This is a genomic window from Streptomyces sp. NPDC002851 (genome assembly GCF_053591935.1).
In genome coordinates, this window is record NZ_JBSFUT010000019.1 from 49,719 (window position 1) to 69,002 (window position 19,284).

Genomic DNA, 19,284 nt, shown 5'->3' on the forward strand with positions numbered 1-19,284 from the left:
CATGGGGCGATGGACCTCCAACCGATGGACCTCCAACCGGTCAGCTCCGTCGGCGGCTTCTTCGCCCTGCGCACCGGCCTGCCCTCGGCCGCCGGGGCGGTTCCGCTCGCCCGGGTGTACGCGGGCGACGATGCCCCGCTGTCCTTCCGGGTGCGGAAGGTGACGACGCGGCTGAGGGCGCCCGAGGAGCGGATCGGCGTCTCGGTCGCGCACCTGGGTCTGGCCGCCCGGCTCTGGTCCATCGCGCTCGGGCCCGCCGCCTTGTACGGCCGCCTCCTCGACCTGGACCCGGAGCGATTGCACTGGGACCCGGACGGAACGAGCCCGGACGACCTGTGGCTCGACGTCGTACGAGAACTGCGGCTCGACGGCGTACGAGAAGCACCGCGGGAGCAAGCGTCGCGGGAACCACGAGAAGCCCCGCGACAACACGCGAGCGAAGCCTTGGCCGGTGCGCTCGCCGACACCGTGATCGACACCCACCTCGCCCCCCTGTCCGCCGCCCTCCACCGCACCCACCGCATCGCCGACCGGCTGCTCCGCGGCAACGCCGGTTCCGCCCTCGGCGGCGCCGTGCGGGAACTCTGCGTCTGGGCCCCGGCCCACGGCCGCCCGGAGGTGGCCGACCGGGCGGCGGCCCTGGGTACGGCCTTGATGCGCCATCCCTGGCTGCGGGACACGGGGACCCTGCGCCCGCCGTCGCCCGGGGCCGCGGCCGGGGCGTTCCGCCGCACCAGTTGCTGTCTCTTCTACCGCTGCCCGGACGGCGGTCTCTGCGGCGACTGCTGCTTCGACCGGCCGCCGGGCGGTACGCGGGCGGGGCGCTGACGGGCGCCGCGCGCCGACCGACGCGTGTTCGACTGCTTGTGCGGTTTGGCGCGGGCACCCCCGCCTACGTAAAGTTCCCTCTTCGGAGAACTTCACGGACTTCACGGACACAAGGACTACGGCGATGACCATCGCTCCCCAGCAGAGCACCCCCGAGGAGCCGCAGGCGCCGCAGGCGCCCCAGGCACCCGGCGAGCCGGAGTACGGCCCCGGCATCGACCCGGAGCGCCTGGCCATCTGCCTCAGCGTGCTCGAAGAGCTGGACAAGCTGGAGGTCGACCATCCCGACGCCGTCGCCGTGCGCCGCGCCACCTCCGGCATCTACCGCACCGTGAAGCAGCGCCGCCGCCAGGAGCGCCGCGCCGCCAAGACCGCGCACGACCGCGCCGTCACCGAGGCCACCGCCACCGGCTCCAAGGACCGCATCGACGACGAGACCCAGGGCCTGCTGCCGTCCTCCTCGGTGGTCGGCGAGATCGCCGGGATACTCCAGCGCCCGCGCTCCTGCTACACCTGCAAGACCCGGTACGTCGAGGTCGACGCGTTCTACCACCAGCTCTGCCAGGAGTGCGCCGCCCTGAACCGCTCGAAGCGGGACGCCCGCGCCGATCTGGCCGGCAAGCGCGCGCTGCTCACCGGCGGCCGCGCCAAGATCGGCATGTACATCGCGCTGCGACTGCTCCGCGACGGCGCGCACACCACGATCACCACGCGCTTCCCCAAGGACGCCATCCGCCGCTTCAAGGCCATGGACGACTCCGCGGACTGGATGCACCGCCTGGAGGTCGTCGGCATCGACCTGCGCGACCCGGCCCAGTCGGTGGCGCTTGCCGACCAGGTCGCCGAGCAGGGCCCGCTCGACATCCTGATCAACAACGCGACGCAGACCGTGCGCCGTCTGCCCTCCGCGTACGCCGCCCTGGTCGAGGGCGAGAGCGCGCCGCTGCCGGCCGGTGAGCTCCCCGCGCACCACGTCATCGGTGCCTTCAACTCCGGTTCCGTGGACGGTCTCGCCGCGCTGCCCGTCGGCGTCAGCGGTCTCGACGCGCAGAAGGTCGCCGACCTCGCCCTGGTCGCGGGCAACGCCAGCGTGGCCCGGCACCTCGACGGCACCGCCATCGACGCGGGCGGCCTGGTGCCGGACGTCGTCGAGTCCAACACCTGGGTGCAGACCATCGAGCAGATCTCCCCGGTGGAGCTCCTCGAGACCCAACTCTGCAACTACACGGCGCCGTTCATCCTGATCAGCAAGTTGCGGCCGGTGATGGCCGAGGCCGCCAAGAAGGCGTCGAGCGGGCGGGCGTACGTCGTCAACGTCTCGGCGATGGAAGGCGTGTTCAGCCGTGGCTACAAGGGCGCGGGGCACCCGAACACCAACGCCGCGAAGGCCGCCATGAACATGGTGACGCGGACCAGCGGCCAGGAGATGTTCCAGACCGACGGCATCCTCATGACCTCGGTGGACACCGGCTGGATCACCGACGAGCGCCCGCACTACGACAAGCTGCGCCTGGCCGAGGAGGGCTTCCACGCCCCGCTCGACCTGATCGACGGCGCCGCCCGCGTCTACGACCCGGTGGTGCGCGGCGAGGCGGGCGAGGACCTGTACGGCGTCTTCTTGAAGGACTACGCGCCCGCCAAGTGGTAGGAGCGGAGGTGGCGTTGGCGTCGCAGCCCCCGTTCGGGCGTTAAGGCGTTCAGGCGTTCAACCCGTAGCCGTACGCGGTTACCCTGCCGATACATGACGGTCTTACGCAGACAGGTGCTCAAGTACGGTGCCGGAGCGGCGAGTTCGGCCGCCACCCTGGCCCTCACCGGAACCGTGACCGGCACGGCCCGGGCCGCCGCCCCGCGCGGCCCCGGCCACCGCGTCGCCGTGCTGGGCGGTGGCCCCGGCGGCCTGACCGCCGCCCACGAACTGGCCGAGCGCGGCTTCGAGGTCACCGTCTACGAGCGGCGCGACGTCCTCGGCGGCAAGGTCCGCTCCACGCCGGTCCCGGGCACCGGCACCGGCGGCCGCCGCGATCTGCCGGGGGAGCACGGCCACCGCGCGGTCTTCGGCTTCTACCACAACCTGCCGGACACCCTGCGCCGCATCCCGTACCCCGGAAACGATCGGGGCGTCTACGACAACCTCACCCAAGTCCCCTGGCAGACCTTCGTCCGCGAGGACGGCAAGAAGGACCTCTCCTACCCGAGCACCCCGCCCGCCCCGGGCGCCCTCGACCTCGCCGCCTTGCAGCGCATGATCGCGGGAGCCGTCGCCGAGCTGGGCAACCTGCCCCCGCACGAGGCCGGGTACTTCGCCGAGCGCGGCGCGATCCTGCTCACCAGCAGCAAGGAGCGCCTGTTCGGCGAGTGGGAGTACATCGACTGGTGGACGTTCATCCGCGCCGAGTCGAAATCCCTTGAGTACCAACGCCTGTTCGGCGGCACCGCCCAGACCCTGAACGCCTTCAAGCCCAGCCTGGCCAGCACCCGCACCTGCGCCCAGGGCGGCGAGGCGATCATTTACGACATGCTGCGCCGCGGCAGCGACGGCCCGCACAACCGGGTCTTCAACGGCCCCACCAGCGAGGCCTGGGAGGACCCCTGGGTCGACCACCTGCGCTCCCTGGGCGTCCGCTTCCGCACCGGCCACACCGTGGATTCGCTCACCTTCGCCGACGGCCGGATCACCGCCGCCAACGCCCGTACGGCAGAGGGAAGTTCGGTACGGATCGAGGCCGACTGGTTCCTCGCGGCCCTGCCCGCCGACCGCGCCAAGCACCTGTGGAGCAAGGACATCCTCGCCGCGGACCCGACCCTGGCGGGCACCGCACAGCTCGGCACCATCTGGTGCCAGGGCATCCAGTACTTCCTGCGCGAGCCGACGCCGCTCCACAACGGCCATGTGGTGTACGTCGATTCGCCCTGGGCACTCGTCTCGGTCGCCCAGGCGCAGTTCTGGACCCCCGGCTTCCCCGCCACCTGGGGCGACGGCACCGCCCGTGACTCGCTCTCCGTCGTCATCTCCAACTGGGAGAAACCCGGAATCCTGTACGGCAAACCGGCCGCCCGCTGCACCCGTGAGGAGGTCGCGGCCGAGGTGTGGGCCCAGATGAAGGCCGCCCTGGAAGACCAGGGCGAGACCGTGCTCCCCGACTCCCTGCTGCACTCCTGGCACCTGGACCCGGCCCTCCAGGACGGCCCGGACGGCCTCACCAACGACGAGCCGTACCTCCTCAACGGCAAGGGCTCCTGGCCGCACCGCCCCGAGGTCGTCACGGCCATCCCGAACCTGTTCATCAGCGCCGATTACGCCCGCACGCACAGCAACCTGGACTTCTCGTCGATGGAGACCGCCAACGAGGCGGGCCGCCGGGCCGCCAACGGCGTGCTGGACGCGGCCGGTTCGGACGCCGAGCGGGTCCGCCTCTTCGAGGGCTACCACCCACCCGAATTCGAGCTCGCCAAACGCATCGACGCTGAGCGCTACCGCGCGGGCCTGCCACACGTGCTCGACGTGGGTTAAAAGGTACGGCCCTGGGGGCTCCGCCCCCCCCCAGACCCCCTTGTCCGCCCAGGGGGGCACCTCCCTGCTCGAGCGAAGCCGAGAGCTTGGGGGAGGGCGTCGTCCTCAAACGCCGGACGGGCTGGTTGTTGCCCCCGCTGACACGAGTTCCAGGACCGCGCGCCAGTCCTCCAGGACCCCCGGGTCGAAGGTCGCCGTGAGCCCCGCCTCCTCGGCCCGGTGGAGCGTCGCCGCGTCGTCGGACCAGGGGTCGAGGCGGGCGGCGAGCCGGGCCACCCGCTCGCCGAGCAGCGGCCTGAGCGTGTCTGCGGCGACCCGGTCGGCGTGCTCGGCCCCTGGTTCGTCGACCGGGCGCAGTAGCCGCCCGATGTCCTTGACCAGGCCCGCGACCTGGAGTTCCTTGTCGCTGGGGTGGGTGCGGCGGAGCTGCGCCGCGGTGCGCAGGGCGTGCTCGTGCAGATCGACGCCGCCCGTGCCGGGCCCGCCGGTGGCGGGGATGCCGCGGGTGGCGTAGAGGAGTTCCATCAGCTCGTCGACGGTGGGTGGCGCTGTCTTCGACGCGGTACGCGTGTCCATGCGCGGCTCCCTGAGGACCTCGATGCCGGGGCACGGGCAGCAGACCATGGCGACCTGACCGAGGAGCCAACGCTGTGTGAACCGTCACGGAGAAACGGGACGCAAAGACCGTAACTGGCCTAAAAGGGCTGCCTCGTCACCCATTGGGCGGACAATTTCCAGCCCCATAGAGCAGGGGGGTGCTCATTTGGTTACTCTGGTCGGGACGGACAGTTCATGGGTGCTCTACCAGCACCTATGGCCCGTTTCGGGGCAAAGCCGGTCACCACGGCCACGTTCCGCACGCGTTCCCGGCGCCACCGCGGCGGAGCAGCCCACATGGAGCCCCACCGGGCCACGGAGCCCGGGGAGCGGGCGGCCGTGGCGCCCGGGGGTTACGCGACACAGAAGGAGTGCGCGGTGACACAGGACAACTCGAAGAGCGAACAGCGCGGCCCCAAGGAACCCGGCGACCCCAAGCGCCAACCGAAGGACCTCGGCAGTCTCGACGTCTGGGCCAAGTCGGCCCCGATCCGGCTCGCGGGGTACGAGGACGACCTCGCCGAGCCGCACATCCTCCAGAGCGTGGACTGAGGTTGCTGGTCTGGGGGCTGCGCCCCCAGACCTCCTTTGTCCTCAAACGCCGGACGGGCTTTGGTTGTCCGGAGCCGTACGCCGCCAAGGGCGCAGCCGCTCCAGCTCCGCCGCCACCGCGAGGACACGGTCCTCGTGGCCCGGCGCCGCGACGAGCTGGACGGCGCACGGCGCCCCCGACGACAGATGGCCGAACGGCAGCGTGAGGGCCGGCCACCCGGTCAGGTTCCACGGCGGAGTCATCGGCGAATACCGCGTGTTGACCAGAATGTTCCGTAGCCAGCCGCGCTCGTGCCAGGCCGCGGCGCGCGGCCCCCGCCGGGCGAGCCCCGGGGTCAGCAGCACCTCGTGCTCCGCGAAGAACGGCGCGAACCGCTCCCGCAACCGGTCCCGCCCGAACCCCCGCTCCACCCGCCGCACCGTGCGCGCCCCGAGCGCGGCATGCACCCGGGTGCGCCGGTCCAGACGCCCCGGATCCGAGCCCTCCGCGGCGGCCAGATCGTTCACATCGACCCGCGTCCCCGCTGTCCAGTGCGCGAACGCCACGGCACCCAGCCACATCGGATACGCCGGATCGGCCTCCGCCACCCGGTGCCCCGCCCCCGCCAGTGCCTTCCCGGCCTCCCGCGCGGCCGTGGCGTACGCATGACCGACCGGCACGCCCACCAGCGGGCTGCGCGTGGAAACGGCGACCCGTAGCGGACCCTCGCGCTCGGCGCCCGCGGCACCGAAGGCGTCCTCGGACACATCCGCGAGGACCGAGAGCAGCAGCCGCGCGTCCGCGACCGTGGTCGCGAGCGGACCGTTCTCGGACATCCCGAACCAGCCGCCGCCCAGCTCCCGCGGTACGACGCCGGGCCCCGGCTTCACGCCGACGAGCCCGCAGTTGGCGGCCGGAATGCGCAGCGAGCCCATCCCGTCGTTGCCCACGGCGATCGGCACCATGCCCGCCGCGACCGCCGCCGCACTGCCCCCGGACGAGCCGCCCGCGGTCCGCGCCGGGTCCCACGGGTTCCGCGCGGTGCCGAACACCCCCTCCGTGGTGCCCCACACGCACAGCTCCGGCACATGCGTGAGCCCCACCACGACCGCGCCCGCCGCACGGAGCCGGGCCACCGTGGGATGGTCGGCGGCAGCCGGGGCGTCCGGGGTCGCGGCGGAGCCGAGCCGGGTCGATTCGCCGCGCACCGGAAGGTTGTCCTTCACGGCCACCGGCACGCCCGCGAGCGGCAGTTCGGCCAGGTCGCCCCGGGCGGCGACCTCGTCCGCCTCCGCCAGGGCCTCGGCGGCCCGCACCCGCCGGAAGGCGCTCACCTTCCCGTTCACCTGCTCGATCCGTTCGAGATGCGCGGCCACCACCTCGCGCGGTGACACCCGCTTCTCCCGTACGGCGGCGGCGATCTCGACGGCGGTACGGCCGACCCAGCTGGTCACGGTGGCTCCTTGCGCGGGGTAAGGGGGGTGATCGGGTGGACGGGCACACTCTGCCCGGTGCGGGCACCCCGCGTCGAGGTCCAGAAACAGCAGGCGGCGGCGGCCGTTTCCGGCCAACCCGGCGCCCGGGGGACATCCGATGACTGCCCGAACTCCCTTTGCCGTACGGCCCATTGACAGTGCAAGGCCGCCCCTCAATCATCAGGCGTGCTCAGACATCCGATGAATGCCCGGCAAGGAGTCGCTGTCCCCCGACCCGGAGGCCCGTCATGGCCGTCAGCCGCCGTCTCTTCCTCGCCGTCGGTACCGCGAGCGCGCTCACGGTACCGACGGCCGGTCCCGTCGCCGCAGCCCGCCCCGGCGGTGCACCCGCCGCACCGGCCGCACCCGCCACCCGCCCCGAGCCCCGCTACCGGATCCCGGTGAGCCCCGACGACACCCCGGAGCAGCTGGTCGACAAGGCGGCCCGGGTCCGTCCGACGGAGCGTCAAGTCCGCTGGCAGCGCTTGGAGAAGACGGCGTTCCTGCACTTCGGCGTGAACACCTTCACGGGCCTGGAGTGGGGCACCGGGGACGAGGACCCGGACCTCTTCCAGCCGTCCGGGCTCGACACCGACCAGTGGGCGCGGGCACTGCGCGACGGCGGATTCGAGCTCGCCATCCTCACCGTCAAGCACCACGACGGCTTCGTGCTCTACCCGTCCCGCTACACCGAGCACACGGTGGCGTCGAGCAGCTGGCAGGACGGCCGCGGCGATGTGCTGCGCTCCTTCGCCGACTCGATGCGCCGCCACGGCCTCAAGGCGGGCGTCTACCTCTCGCCCGCGGACGAGAACCAGTACCTGCACGGCGTATACGCCAACGGCAGCGCACGCACCAGCCGGACCATCCCCACACCCGTCGCCTCCGGCGACCGCTCCCGCCCATCACCGTCAAAGACGTTCACGCTCGACGCCACCGACTACGGCGCCCATATGCTCAACCAGCTCTACGAGGTCCTCACCGAGTACGGCCCCCTCGACGAGGTCTGGTTCGACGGCGCCCAGGGCCATATCCCGCCGGACAAGGTGGAGAAATACGACTGGGACAGCTGGTACGAGCTGATCCGCGCCCTCGCGCCGGACGCGACCATCGCCATCTCCGGGCCGGACGTGCGCTGGGTCGGCAACGAGGGCGGGCTCGCCCGCGAGGACGAGTGGAGCGTCGTCCCCGTCAAGGAGAAGGAATACGGCCGTACCGACTACGCCCTCGCCCACGACGACCCGGACCAGGGCAGCCGCGCAGCCCTCGTCCGGGCACAGCGCGAGGCCGGGGCCACGCATCTCCAGTGGTGGCCCGCCGAGTGCGATGTGTCGATCCGGCCCGGCTGGTTCTACCACGAGGACCAAGTCCCCAAGTCCGTCGAGCAGTTGACCGACATCTGGTACCGCTCGGTGGGCCGCAACGCGGTACTCCTGCTCAATATCCCGCCGGACAAGCGGGGCCTGCTACCGGACGCGGACGTGCTGCGGCTCCGCGAGTTCGCGGCCCGGATCGCCGCCGAGCTGCCGGAGGACCTGGCACGCGGCGCCCGGGCCGAGGGCGACGGCTCGGGGGCGGCCCGCGCGGTCGACGGCGACCCGGACACGGCGTGGACGGCGCCCGCCCCCGCGTCCGGGACGCTGACCGTCGACCTCGGCGCGGCGCGGGAAGCGGACCGCGTCCGGCTCGCGGAGGACGTGCGGCATGGGCAGCAGGTCGAGGGGTTGGTGGTGGAGGCGGAGGGCCCCGGTGGTGTCTGGGTGCCGGTCGCGGAGGCGGGCGTCGTCGGGGCGAGCCGGATTCTGGCGCTGCCCGTGCCGGTGACGGCCCGCCGGTGGCGGCTGCGGATCACGGGGGCGCGGGAGGCGGGGCGGATCGCGGAGTTCGGGCTTTACCGGTCCCGGTCCCGGGTGTAGGGCGTGCGCGCGTTGTCTCTTCCCCGGTCCCGCCCCTTCCCGGCTGTGTCGATATGCGGCTAACGCCGCGTGGGGGGGCTTCGCCCCCAGACCCCTTATATCGCGCTGAACGCGCTCGTCCTCAAACGCCGGACGGGCCAGGAGTGTGGGCCCGTAGCCACTGCTCCACCTCGCCCACGTGTGCGGCCGCCGCCGCTCGCGCCGCTTCCGGGTCGCGGGCCGCCAACGCCCCGTAGATTCGGGCGTGTTCGCGGCGGGTGCGGTCGAAGGCGCCCTCTTCCTGGTAGCCGCGCCAGACCCGGGCCCGGAACGTACGCGACGACAGGCCCTCCAGGATCGCCGCCATCGTGTCGTTGCCCGCGGCCGCCGCGATCGTCCGGTGGAAGGCGAGGTCGTGGGCGAGGATCTCCTCCGGGTCGTCCGTGGCGTTCATCGCCGTCAAGTGGGCTTCGACCTCGGCGAGTTGGGTGTCCGTGATACGGGCGGCCGCCAGGGCCGTCGCAGTCGACTCCAGGACTCGGCGCACCTCGAGGAGTTCGACGAGCCGGGGCCCGCGCGACAGGTCCGCGACCACCCCGAAGGTCTCCAGGAGGTCGCCCGCCTCCAGCTGGGTGACGTAGATGCCGGAGCCGTGCCGCGCCTCCAGGACGCCGAGCACCGTCAGCGCGCGGATCGCCTCCCGCATGGAGCTGCGCGAGATGCCGAGCTGCGCCGCGAGGTCCCGCTCGGTGGGCAGTCGTTGGCCCGGCTCCAGGAGCCCCCCGGCGATCATCGCCTTGATCTCCTCGATGGCCCGCTGGGTCACGGTGCCCTTCGGTGCCGCCTCTTGATCGAGCTGCTCCACCACCACTCCTCCCCACTGTCCGGTCCCGGGACCCGGGTCCGGGGTCCTGGGTGCGCCGCAGTCTAACCACGTATGTGGTCCGACCACTATGTGTCAACTCCGGGAAAACTTCGGCACGAAGGGTGTTGCGGCCAAGAAGTGGTCTGATAAATATGCGCCGACCCCGCTGGACAGTCGCTCGACGAGGAGCCGTCACATGGACCGGATGGGATCGCGGAAAGCACGTGCCGCGCTGGCCGCCGCTTGCGCCGCCGCACTGCTCGCCGCCTGCGGCAGCACCAAGGACGCCGCGGCGGGCGGTGGTTCGGGCGGCGGCAAGGTCGGCGTGATCGTGCCGCTGCTGACCTCGCCGTTCTGGCAGGCGTACCACGACTACGTACCGAAGAAGGCGAAGTCCCAGGGCGTGGACGCGCTCAAGACCGTCAACTCCAACAGCGACTCGGCGCAGCAGATCACCGACATCAACAACCAGCTCAACCAGGGCGTCGGCGGCCTGGTCGTCGCCCCGCTGGACAGCGCCGCCATCTCCGCGGGCCTCGACCAGGCCGAGCGCAAGGGCGTCCCGGTCGTCGCCGTGGACGTCGCGCCCGAGAAGGGCAAGGTCGCGATGGTCGTACGCGCCAACAACGTGGCGTACGGGGAGAAGGCTTGCGGCTATCTCGGCAGGCAGGTCAAGAGCGGCAAGGTCGTGCAGATCATGGGCGATCTGGCGTCCGTGAACGGGCGGGAGCGCTCCGAGGCGTTCCGGTCCTGTGTGAAGAAGAAATTCCCGAAGCTGGACGTCCTGGAGATTCCCGCCAAGTGGGAGTCCGATCAGGCCGCCGCCAAGCTGGACACGCTCCTCAATGCCGACCCCGACATCAAGGGCATCTATCTCCAGGCCGGTGGGGTGTATCTCGCGCCCACCCTCCAGACCCTCAAGGCGAAGGGGATGCTCAAGAAGGCGGGGGAGAAGGGGCACATCACCGTCGTGTCGAACGACGGCATCCCGCAGGAGTTCGCCGCCATCCGCAAGGGCCACATCGACGCCACCGTCTCGCAGCCCGCCGACGCGTACGCCGAGTACGGCATGTACTACATCAAGGCCGCGATGGCCGGGAAGACCTTCGAGCCGGGCCCGACCGACCACGGCTCCACCATCGTCAAGCTGCCCAGCGGCAACCTCGAGGACCAGCTGCCCGCCCCGCTGGTCACCAAGGAGAACGTCGACGACCCCGAGCTGTGGGGCAACACGGTCCGATGAGCGATCCGTTGAGCGATCCGTTGAACCCTCCGCCCCTCGTCGAGGCCACCGACATCGTCAAGCGCTACGGTCCGACCACTGCCCTTCAGGAAGGGCAACTCACCGTCTTCGCGGGCGAGTCGCACGCCCTCGTCGGCCGCAACGGCGCGGGCAAGTCCACCCTCGTCCGCATCCTCACCGGCCTGGAACCGCCCGACGCCGGGTTCGTCCGGTTCGACGGCGTGCCCGCGCCGCCGCTCGCCGACCGCGACGCCTGGCGGGCCCGGGTCGCCTGCGTCTATCAGCACCCGACCGTCGTGCCCGAACTCAGCGTCGCCGAGAACCTCTTCGTCAACCGCCAGCCGACCGGCCGCGGCGGCCTCATCAGCTGGCGACGGCTGCGCGCCGAGGCCGCCGAGCTCCTCGACACCTGGGACGTGCGCGTCGACCCCGACATCCGCACCGCCGAACTCGGTGTCGAGGACCGGCAGATGGTGGAGATCGCCCGCGCGCTCAGCTTCGGGGCACGCTTCATCGTCCTCGACGAACCCACCGCGCAGCTCGACAACCGCGGCATCGAGCGGCTCTTCCTGCGCATGCGGGCGCTCCAGGACTCCGGCGTGACCTTCCTGTTCATCTCGCACCACCTCCAGGAGGTGTACGAGGTGTGCCGGACCGTCACCGTGCTGCGCGACGCCCGCTGGATCACCACCGCACCGGTCACCGAGCTGCCGCGCGCCGCCCTGGTGGCGGCCATGGCGGGCGAGGCGGTCGCCGAACAGCCCCTGCCCGGCAGGGCGGTTGAGGCCGATGCGCCGGTGCTGCTCGACGTGCGCGGGCTCACTTCTCCGGCGTACGAGGATGTCGCGCTGACCATCCGCCGCGGCGAGGTCGTCGGGCTCGCCGGAACCAGCGGCAGCGGCAAGACCGAGCTGGCCGAGTCCCTCGCCGGGCTGCACACGCCGACCGGCGGCACCGCCCGTATCGACGGCGTGGACCTGCCGTACGGCGATGTGCGGGCCGCCCTGGACGCGGGCGTCGGCTGTGTCCCGCGCGACCGGCACGACCAGGGCCTGATCCCCGGCATGACCATTGGGGACAACGCCACCCTGAGCGTCCTTGACCGCCTCGGCCGCCTCGGCTTCGTCGGCACCGAACGGCGCGGTACCGTCGCCGCCGACCTGATCGACCGCCTCGACATCCACGCCGAGGGCCCGCACCAGCCGGTCTCCGACCTGTCCGGCGGCAACGCGCAGAAGGTCGTGATGGCCCGCGCCCTCGCCCCCGAGCCACGGCTTCTCGTCCTCATCAACCCGACCGCCGGCGTCGACGTGAAGTCCAAGGAATCCCTGCTCGCCCGCGTCGACACCGCACGCGAGGACGGCACCGCCGTGCTTGTGGTCTCCGACGAACTCGACGACCTGCGCCGCTGCGACCGCGTCCTGGTCCTCTTCCACGGCCGCGTGGTCGCCGAGCACCCGGCCGGCTGGCACGACCACGAGCTGATCGCCGCCATCGAAGGAGTGGCCCGTGACGGACACAGCTGACCCCAAGGCCCCGCCGACAGCACCGGCACGCGCCCCCGGCGCCCGCTCCGCCGTCCGCCCCGCCAAGGACGTACTGCTGCGGCGCGCCCGCGAACTCGCCCTCGTCCCCGCCCTGTTGCTGCTTCTGCTGCTCGGCGCCCTCGTCAACGACTCGTTCCTCACCGAACGCAACCTGATCTCCGTACTCGGCGCCTCCGCGGCCCTCGCGATGGTCGTGCTCGCCGAGTCCCTCGTCCTCATCGCCGGAAAGTTCGACCTGTCCCTGGAATCGGTGGTCGGCATCGCGCCCGCGTTCGGCGCGCTGCTCGCCCTGCCCGTCGCCCAGGCCGGGTTCGGCACCGAGTGGCCCGCCGCCGCGGCGCTGCTCGCGATCCTGGTGGCCGGGGCCGCGCTCGGCGCCTTCAACGGCGTGCTCGTCGTGAAGCTCCGCCTCAACGCGTTCATCGTCACCCTCGCCATGCTCATCGTGCTGCGCGGCCTGCTCGTCGGCGCCACCCAGGGCAAGACCCTCTTCGGCCTGCCCGAGGGCTTCTACACCCTCGCCACCAGCACGTTCATCGGCATCCCGCTGTCGGTGTGGCTGGCCGCCGGGGCCTTCGGCACCGCCGGGCTGCTGCTCAAGTACCACCGCTGGGGGCGCGCCCTGTACGCGATCGGCGGCAACCCCGAGGCGGCCCGGGCTGCCGGGATCCGGGTGGAGCGCGTGCTGCTCGCCGTATTCGTGATCGCCGGGGTGCTCGCCGCGCTCGGCGGCCTCCTCCAGACCGGCTACGTCGGCGCCATCAACGCCAACCAGGGCCAGAACATGATCTTCACGGTGTTCGCGGCCGCCGTCATCGGCGGAATCAGCCTCGACGGCGGCAAGGGCACCATGTTCGGCGCCCTGACCGGCGTACTGCTCCTCGGCGTCGTCCAGAACCTGCTCACCCTCGCCCAGGTGCCGTCCTTCTGGATCCAGGCGATCTACGGCGGCATCATCCTCGTCGCCCTGATGATCGCCCGCGTCACCACCGGCCGCGCACAGGACTGACCCGTGCGCCACTGAAGAGAGGGCCCCTGTGGCAGCAACTCCTCCTCGCATCACGGCCGTCGAGACGTACGACATCCGCTTCCCCACCTCCCGCGAGCTCGACGGCTCCGACGCCATGAACCCCGACCCCGACTACTCGGCCGCCTATGTCGTGCTGCGCACCGACGCCGCCGACGGGCACGAGGGACACGGCTTCAGCTTCACCATCGGGCGCGGCAACGACGTCCAGGTCGCCGCCGTCGCAGCGCTCCGCCCCCATGTCGTCGGACAGCCGGTGGACGCGCTCTGTGCCGACCCCGGCACCCTCAACCGCGCCCTCATCGGCGACAGCCAACTCCGCTGGCTCGGGCCCGAGAAGGGTGTGATGCACATGGCGATCGGCGCCGTCGTCAACGCCGTCTGGGACCTCGCCGCCAAGCGCGCCGCCAAGCCCCTGTGGCGGCTGCTCGCCGAGGCCGACCCCGAGTGGCTGGTATCCCAGATCGACTTCCGCTACATCGCCGACGTCCTCACCCCCGAACGCGCCCTCGACCTGCTGCGGAGCGGCCGCACCGGCGCGCGGGAGCGGACCGGACTCCTGCTGCGGCACGGCTACCCCGCCTACACCACCTCGCCCGGCTGGCTCGGCTACAGCGACGAGAAGCTCACCCGGCTCGCCCGCCGCGCCGTCACCGACGGCTTCACGCAGATCAAGCTGAAGGTCGGCGCCGACCTCGACGACGACCTGCGCCGACTGCGCGCCGCCCGCGCCGCCGTCGGCGACACCGTCCGCATCGCCGTGGACGCGAACCAGCGCTGGAACGTCGACGAGGCGATCACCTGGACCCGTGCCCTCGCCCCGTACGACCCCTACTGGATCGAGGAGCCCACCAGCCCCGACGACGTCCTCGGCCACGCCGCCATCCGCACCCGCGTCGCCCCCGTCCGGGTCGCCACCGGCGAACACGTGCAGAACCGCATCGTGTTCAAACAACTCCTCCAGGCCGAAGCCATCGACGTACTCCAGATCGACGCGGCCCGCGTCGGCGGTGTCAACGAGAACCTCGCGATCCTGCTGCTCGCCGCCCACTTCGGCGTCCCGGTCTGCCCGCACGCGGGCGGCGTCGGCCTGTGCGAACTCGTCCAGCACCTCTCGATGTTCGACTACGTCGCGCTCACCGGCACCACCGAGAACCGCGTCATCGAATACGTCGACCACCTGCACGAGCACTTCCTGGTACCGGCGGTGGTGCGCGACGGGCACTACGTCGCCCCCGACCGGCCGGGCTTCTCGGCGGCCATGCGCCCCGAGTCCATCGCCACCTACCGCTACCCGGACGGCAGTTACTGGGCCGGGCGCGACGACCTGCCCACCGGACCACGCAAGACCGGACCACAGAACAAGGGAGCCGCCGCATGACGGACCTCGACGCGACTACCCGGCTCGACGGGCTCAAGGCCCTGGTCACCGGGGGCGCATCCGGCATCGGCCGGGCCACCGCCGACCTGCTCGCCGCCCGCGGCGCGCAGGTCACCGTCCTCGATCTCCACCCGGACACCGTGCCCAAGCCGCTGCTCGCCCGGTACGCCGACGTCACCGACGACACGTCCATACGTACGGCTGTGACCGCGGCCGCCGACGAGATGGGCGGCGGCCGCGGTATCGACATTCTCGTCAACAACGCGGGCATCGGCGCCCAGGGCACCGTCGAGGACAACGACGACACCGAGTGGCGGCACGTCCTCGACGTCAACGTCCTCGGGATCGTCCGCACCACCCGCGCCGCCCTGCCACACCTCCGGCGATCCCGCCGCGCCGCCGTCGTCAACACCTGCTCCATCGCCGCCACCGCCGGGCTGCCCCAACGCGCCCTGTACAGCGCGTCCAAGGGCGCGGTGCTGTCCCTGACCCTCGCCATGGCCGCCGACCACGTCCGCGAGGGCATCCGCGTCAACTGCGTCAACCCCGGCACCGTCGACACCCCATGGGTCGGCCGACTCCTCGACGCGGCCCCCGACCCGGCCGCCGAACGCGCCGCCCTGGAAGCCCGCCAGCCCACCGGACGCCTCGTCACGGCGGCCGAAGTCGCCGCCGCCATCGCCTACTTGGCGAGCCCGGCCGCCGGCGCCACCACCGGTACGGCACTCGCGGTCGACGGGGGCATGCAGGGGCTGCGGCTGCGGCCGGTGGGGCAGTGAACGGGGCCACGCGGCAGGACCGGCTCGCCCTCGGTGGCGCGGCGCTCGGCAACCTGTACCGCCCCGTCCCCGACGAGCAGGCACACGCGACCGTCACCACCGCCTGGGACCTCGGTATCCGCGCCTTCGACACCGCCCCCCACTACGGCCTCGGCCTGTCCGAACGCCGCCTCGGCGCGGCCCTGCGGGGGCGGCCGCGCGCCGCCTACCGGCTCTCGACCAAGGTGGGCCGCCTCCTGGAGCCCGATCCGCGCCCCGACCCGCGCCCCGGCGACGACCTGGCCGCCGGGTTCGCCGTCCCCGCAACGCACCGCCGCGTCTGGGACTTCAGCGCCGACGGCGTACGCCGCTCCCTGGAGGCGAGCCTCGCCCGCCTCGGCCTCGACCGGGTCGACACCGTGTACCTGCACGACCCGGACGACCACGCCGAGCAGGCCTTCCGCGAGGGCTACCCGGCCCTCGAACGGCTGCGCGCCGAGGGCGTCGTCACCCGGATCGGCGCGGGCATGAACCAGGCCCGGATGCTGACGCGATTCGTGCGCGACACGGACGTGGACGTCGTGCTGTGCGCGGGCCGCTACACCCTCCTCGATCAGAGCGCCCTCGCCGAGCTGCTGCCCGCGGCCGCGGCGCGCGGCACCGACGTGGTGCTCGGCGGCGTGTTCAACTCCGGCCTGCTCGCCGACCCGAGGCCCGACGCACCGTACGACTACGCCCGGGCCCCCGCCGAACTCGTCGCGCGCGCCAGCGAGTTCAAGGCCCTGGCCGAACGGCACGGCAGCACGCTGCGCGCCGCCGCCCTCGCGTTCCCCTTCGGGCACCCGGCCGTCGCGACCGTCCTGGTCGGCGCCCGCTCACCGGACGAAGTGCGGGACGCCGTCGCCCGGTCGGGCGCGCCGGTACCGGACGACTTCTGGCACGAGGCACGGGCAGCGGGCCTGCTGTCCGCCGGCGTCCCCCTGCCGCTACGGGAGCCCGCATGAGAGTCGCCCTGCACACCAAGGTCCGCGCCGACCGCGTCGAGGAGTACGAGGCCGCCCATCGCGAAGTGCCCGGGGAGCTGACCGTCGCCATCCGCGCCGCCGGGGCCACGTCCTGGACGATCTGGCGCAGCGGGACGGACCTCTTCCACGTCATCGAGTGCGCGGATTACGCCCGGCTGCTCGCGGAGTTGGCGCAGCTGCCGGTGAATGTGGCCTGGCAGGCCCGGATGGCGGAGCTTCTCGACGTGACGCACGACTACTCGGCCGAGGGCGCGGCCGCCGGACTGCCGGTGGTGTGGCAGCTGTGACCGCCAACGCCGAAGTACCGCCCGTGATCGACGCCCACCACCACGTCTGGGACCTGACCGTACGCGACCAGGACTGGATCACCGACCCCGAACTCGCCCCGATCCGCCGGAACTTCGCCCTCGACGAGCTCGCCCCGCGGGCCCGCGGGGCCGGGGTGACCGCGACGGTCGTCGTACAGACGGTGACGGTGCCCGAGGAGACCCCGGAGCTGCTCGCACTGGCGGACGGCTCGGGCCTCGTCGCGGGCGTCGTCGGCTGGACCGACCTCACGGCACCGGACATCGCCGACCGCCTGGCCGCACTGCGCGAACTCCCCGGCGGGGACCGCCTGGTGGGCATCCGGCACCAGGTGCAGGGCGAGCCGGATCCCGCGTGGCTGCTGCGGCCGGACGTGGCCCGGGGCCTGGCCGCCGTGGCCGCCGCGGGCCTGGCGTACGACCTCGTGGTGCTGCCGCACCAGCTCCCGGCCTGCGCTCGCGCGGCCGCCGCGCACCCCGAACTCACCTTCGTCCTGGACCACTTGGGCAAGCCGCCCATCGCCACCGGTGACCTCACCCCCTGGGCGGCCGACCTGCGCGCCCTGGCCGCCCTGCCCAACACCGTCGGCAAACTCTCCGGCCTCGTCACGGAGGCCGCCCCGGACACCTGGAAGACCGCCACCTGGAAGACCGCCGATCTGCGGCCGTACACCGAGACCGCGCTCGACGCCTTCGGGCCCGACCGCTTGATGTTCGGCTCCGACTGGCCGGTGTGCACGCTCGCGGCGTCGTACGGCCAAGTCATGGCGGTGGCAGGTGAGGTGACGGAGGAGCTGTCGTCGGCGGAGCGCGACGCGGTGTTCCGCGGTACCGCCGCGCGGGTCTACGGCTTGCGCTCCTCCTGAGCGCGCGGCGGCAGCACCTCGAGCCGTGTCGGCGGCAGGTAGTCGCGGATGTACGTCCGGTGCCACCAGGCGCCCGTCTCGCGCAACTCGCGCCAGGTGGTGTAGCGGTAGTGGTACAGGAGCGCGCGGACGTGCGTCGGCGGTGCGTCCGGGAACGGGTTGTGGCGGAGCAGCCGCAGCGTGTCCCGGTCGTTCTCGAGCAGCCGCTCCACGAACGGCCCGAACCAGGCACGGGCGTACGCGGGGGAGAGCCCGGCGAACCACATCAGCCAGTCCAGACGCAGGTGGTACGGCGCGAACTGCCGCGGAAGACGGTGTACGTCGCCGGGCTTGCCGCGGAACTCGTACTCGTGCCACCCGGCGTCCGGCAGCGGCACCGGCTCGGAGGTGCCCTCCACCACCACCTCCGTACGCACCCGGCCGATGGAACCGAACGCGCCGTAGGCGTTGACGAGGTGCAGCGGGTCGAAGGAATAGTTCATCAGCTGCCGGCGGGAGAGCAGATTGCGCGCCGGACGGTAACTCAGCACGACCACCAGGGCCGTGAGGCCCAGGACCACGACCTCGTACCAGAGGGGCGCGGCGGCGAACGCGGGCGGATCCCCGGCCACCGGCGAGTAGTCGATCACCGACAGGGCGACCGCGACCGTGATCCAGTTCAGCCAGGCGAAGTTGCCGGACAGGATCAGCCACAGCTGCGTCAGGACCATCAGGGTGGCCGCGACCGACGCCACCGGCTGCGGGGTGAACAGGAGGAAGGGCACGGCGAGTTGCGTGACGTGGTTGGCGCCCACCTCGACCCGGTGCAGCGGCCGCGGCAGATGGTGGAAGAACCAGCTCAGCGGGCCCGGCATCGGCTGGGTCTCGTGGTGGTAGTAGAGGCAGGTCAGATTCCGCCAGCACGGGTCGCCGCGCATCTTGATGAGCCCCGCGCCGAACTCGACGCGGAAGAGCACCCAGCGAAGCAGCCACAGCACGAGTACCGGCGGCGCCACCTCGTCGTTGCCGAGGAAGACGGCGAGAAAGCCCACTTCGAGCAGGAGCGACTCCCAGCCGAAGGAGTACCAGGTCTGACCGACGTTCACGATCGACAGGTACAGCGCCCACGGCACCAGCCAGAGGAGCATCGAGGCCCACAGCGGCACCAGTTCGTGCACGCCCGCGAGCAGCCCGACCCCGAACGCCACGCCCGTCCAGGCCACGACCGCGAAGAGCCGGTCCGAGTAGCGCCACTGGAACAGGCTCGGCGCGTGCCGGAACCGCACGTGTTCCACATAGCGCGGCACCGGCAGCATGCCCCGCTCCCCGATGAGCGCACGGAATTGCAGCGCCGCCCCGAGGAACGCGACGAGGTACAGGGCGGCCACTGCCCGCTGGAAGATCAGCCGGGACAGCCAGTAGCCGGGCTCCGTGAACCACTCCACCC

Annotated in this window: 17 protein-coding genes; 13 read left to right on the forward strand and 4 right to left on the reverse strand. The window is 72.2% G+C overall.

The annotated features are described in order from the left end of the window. Nucleotides 1-9 precede the first annotated feature (9 nt). The 3 genes from ACWD10_RS21055 (at nt 10) to ACWD10_RS21065 (ending at nt 4,342) form a co-directional block, all read left to right on the forward strand. Complete coding sequence (locus tag ACWD10_RS21055; RefSeq protein WP_451093108.1) at nt 10-828, forward strand: (2Fe-2S)-binding protein; 819 nt, start codon at nt 10-12, stop codon at nt 826-828. A 124-nt stretch (nt 829-952) separates the two neighbouring features. Next, entirely contained in the window at nt 953-2,476 is a 1,524-nt protein-coding gene (locus tag ACWD10_RS21060; RefSeq protein WP_451093110.1) for an SDR family NAD(P)-dependent oxidoreductase, read from the forward strand. A gap of 93 nt (nt 2,477-2,569) precedes the next feature. Next, nucleotides 2,570-4,342, forward strand: a complete 1,773-nt coding sequence (locus ACWD10_RS21065) for a hydroxysqualene dehydroxylase (RefSeq protein WP_451093112.1) — start codon at nt 2,570-2,572, stop codon at nt 4,340-4,342. 105 nt (nt 4,343-4,447) lie between these two features. On the opposite strand, the gene ACWD10_RS21070 is transcribed toward ACWD10_RS21065, so the two are convergent. Beyond that, nucleotides 4,448-4,918: a hypothetical protein gene (locus ACWD10_RS21070; RefSeq protein ID WP_451093114.1), complete on the reverse strand. Its 471-nt coding sequence runs from the start codon at nt 4,916-4,918 to the stop codon at nt 4,448-4,450. A 318-nt stretch (nt 4,919-5,236) separates the two neighbouring features. Between ACWD10_RS21070 and ACWD10_RS21075 the strand changes: the two genes are divergently transcribed. Next, nucleotides 5,237-5,491 carry a hypothetical protein gene (locus tag ACWD10_RS21075; protein ID WP_451093288.1) on the forward strand — a complete coding sequence of 85 codons (255 nt, stop codon included), beginning with the start codon at nt 5,237-5,239 and terminating at the stop codon, nt 5,489-5,491. Nucleotides 5,492-5,533: 42 nt separating this feature from the next. On the opposite strand, the gene ACWD10_RS21080 is transcribed toward ACWD10_RS21075, so the two are convergent. Then, nucleotides 5,534-6,925, reverse strand: coding sequence for an amidase (locus ACWD10_RS21080; protein WP_451093116.1), 1,392 nt, complete (start codon nt 6,923-6,925; stop codon nt 5,534-5,536). A gap of 269 nt (nt 6,926-7,194) precedes the next feature. Here ACWD10_RS21080 and ACWD10_RS21085 point away from each other — a divergent pair, with 269 nt between their 5' ends. Continuing rightward, a complete protein-coding gene (locus ACWD10_RS21085; RefSeq protein WP_451093118.1) occupies nt 7,195-8,862 on the forward strand; it encodes an alpha-L-fucosidase in 1,668 nt (555 codons plus the stop codon). A gap of 121 nt (nt 8,863-8,983) precedes the next feature. Here the strand turns inward: ACWD10_RS21085 and ACWD10_RS21090 are convergent, their stop codons facing one another. Continuing rightward, the gene (locus tag ACWD10_RS21090) at nt 8,984-9,706 is read right to left on the reverse strand and encodes a FadR/GntR family transcriptional regulator (RefSeq protein WP_451093120.1); all 723 of its coding nucleotides are present in this window, start codon (nt 9,704-9,706) and stop codon (nt 8,984-8,986) included. Nucleotides 9,707-9,902: 196 nt separating this feature from the next. Here ACWD10_RS21090 and ACWD10_RS21095 point away from each other — a divergent pair, with 196 nt between their 5' ends. The 8 genes from ACWD10_RS21095 to ACWD10_RS21130 are packed head-to-tail and all read left to right on the forward strand — an operon-like array spanning nt 9,903 to nt 17,858. Next, a complete protein-coding gene (locus ACWD10_RS21095; protein WP_451093122.1) occupies nt 9,903-10,949 on the forward strand; it encodes a sugar ABC transporter substrate-binding protein in 1,047 nt (348 codons plus the stop codon). Beyond that, a complete protein-coding gene (locus ACWD10_RS21100; protein WP_451093124.1) occupies nt 10,946-12,475 on the forward strand; it encodes a sugar ABC transporter ATP-binding protein in 1,530 nt (509 codons plus the stop codon). The genes ACWD10_RS21095 and ACWD10_RS21100 overlap by 4 nt, the downstream gene beginning before the upstream one ends. Next, on the forward strand, nt 12,459-13,505 hold the full coding sequence (locus tag ACWD10_RS21105; protein ID WP_451093126.1) for an ABC transporter permease: 1,047 nt from the start codon (nt 12,459-12,461) through the stop codon (nt 13,503-13,505). Before ACWD10_RS21100 ends, ACWD10_RS21105 begins: the two co-directional genes overlap by 17 nt. 28 nt (nt 13,506-13,533) lie before the next feature. Then, on the forward strand, nt 13,534-14,904 hold the full coding sequence (locus ACWD10_RS21110; RefSeq protein ID WP_451093128.1) for an enolase C-terminal domain-like protein: 1,371 nt from the start codon (nt 13,534-13,536) through the stop codon (nt 14,902-14,904). Beyond that, complete coding sequence (locus ACWD10_RS21115) at nt 14,901-15,683, forward strand: SDR family NAD(P)-dependent oxidoreductase (protein ID WP_451093130.1); 783 nt, start codon at nt 14,901-14,903, stop codon at nt 15,681-15,683. Before ACWD10_RS21110 ends, ACWD10_RS21115 begins: the two co-directional genes overlap by 4 nt. Beyond that, nucleotides 15,680-16,666, forward strand: a complete 987-nt coding sequence (locus ACWD10_RS21120) for an aldo/keto reductase (protein WP_451093132.1) — start codon at nt 15,680-15,682, stop codon at nt 16,664-16,666. The genes ACWD10_RS21115 and ACWD10_RS21120 overlap by 4 nt, the downstream gene beginning before the upstream one ends. Then, nucleotides 16,663-16,974 carry an L-rhamnose mutarotase gene (locus ACWD10_RS21125; RefSeq protein WP_451093134.1) on the forward strand — a complete coding sequence of 104 codons (312 nt, stop codon included), beginning with the start codon at nt 16,663-16,665 and terminating at the stop codon, nt 16,972-16,974. The genes ACWD10_RS21120 and ACWD10_RS21125 overlap by 4 nt, the downstream gene beginning before the upstream one ends. Next, the gene (locus ACWD10_RS21130; RefSeq protein WP_451093136.1) at nt 16,962-17,858 is read left to right on the forward strand and encodes an amidohydrolase family protein; all 897 of its coding nucleotides are present in this window, start codon (nt 16,962-16,964) and stop codon (nt 17,856-17,858) included. The genes ACWD10_RS21125 and ACWD10_RS21130 overlap by 13 nt, the downstream gene beginning before the upstream one ends. Here the strand turns inward: ACWD10_RS21130 and ACWD10_RS21135 are convergent. Further along, nucleotides 17,837-19,282 carry a lipase maturation factor family protein gene (locus tag ACWD10_RS21135; protein ID WP_451093138.1) on the reverse strand — a complete coding sequence of 482 codons (1,446 nt, stop codon included), beginning with the start codon at nt 19,280-19,282 and terminating at the stop codon, nt 17,837-17,839. The genes ACWD10_RS21130 and ACWD10_RS21135 overlap by 22 nt on opposite strands. Nucleotides 19,283-19,284 lie beyond the last annotated feature (2 nt).

Bases quoted from the DNA above. Each gene is read 5' to 3' on its own strand.
- ACWD10_RS21055 (WP_451093108.1), top strand. From the start codon at position 10: ATGGACCTCCAACCGATGGACCTCCAACCGGTCAGCTCCGTCGGCGGC.
- ACWD10_RS21060 (WP_451093110.1), top strand. From the start codon at position 953: ATGACCATCGCTCCCCAGCAGAGCACCCCCGAGGAGCCGCAGGCGCCG.
- ACWD10_RS21065 (WP_451093112.1), top strand. From the start codon at position 2,570: ATGACGGTCTTACGCAGACAGGTGCTCAAGTACGGTGCCGGAGCGGCG.
- ACWD10_RS21070 (WP_451093114.1), bottom strand. From the start codon at position 4,918: ATGGACACGCGTACCGCGTCGAAGACAGCGCCACCCACCGTCGACGAG.
- ACWD10_RS21075 (WP_451093288.1), top strand. From the start codon at position 5,237: ATGGAGCCCCACCGGGCCACGGAGCCCGGGGAGCGGGCGGCCGTGGCG.
- ACWD10_RS21085 (WP_451093118.1), top strand. From the start codon at position 7,195: ATGGCCGTCAGCCGCCGTCTCTTCCTCGCCGTCGGTACCGCGAGCGCG.
- ACWD10_RS21095 (WP_451093122.1), top strand. From the start codon at position 9,903: ATGGACCGGATGGGATCGCGGAAAGCACGTGCCGCGCTGGCCGCCGCT.
- ACWD10_RS21100 (WP_451093124.1), top strand. From the start codon at position 10,946: ATGAGCGATCCGTTGAGCGATCCGTTGAACCCTCCGCCCCTCGTCGAG.
- ACWD10_RS21115 (WP_451093130.1), top strand. From the start codon at position 14,901: ATGACGGACCTCGACGCGACTACCCGGCTCGACGGGCTCAAGGCCCTG.
- ACWD10_RS21125 (WP_451093134.1), top strand. From the start codon at position 16,663: ATGAGAGTCGCCCTGCACACCAAGGTCCGCGCCGACCGCGTCGAGGAG.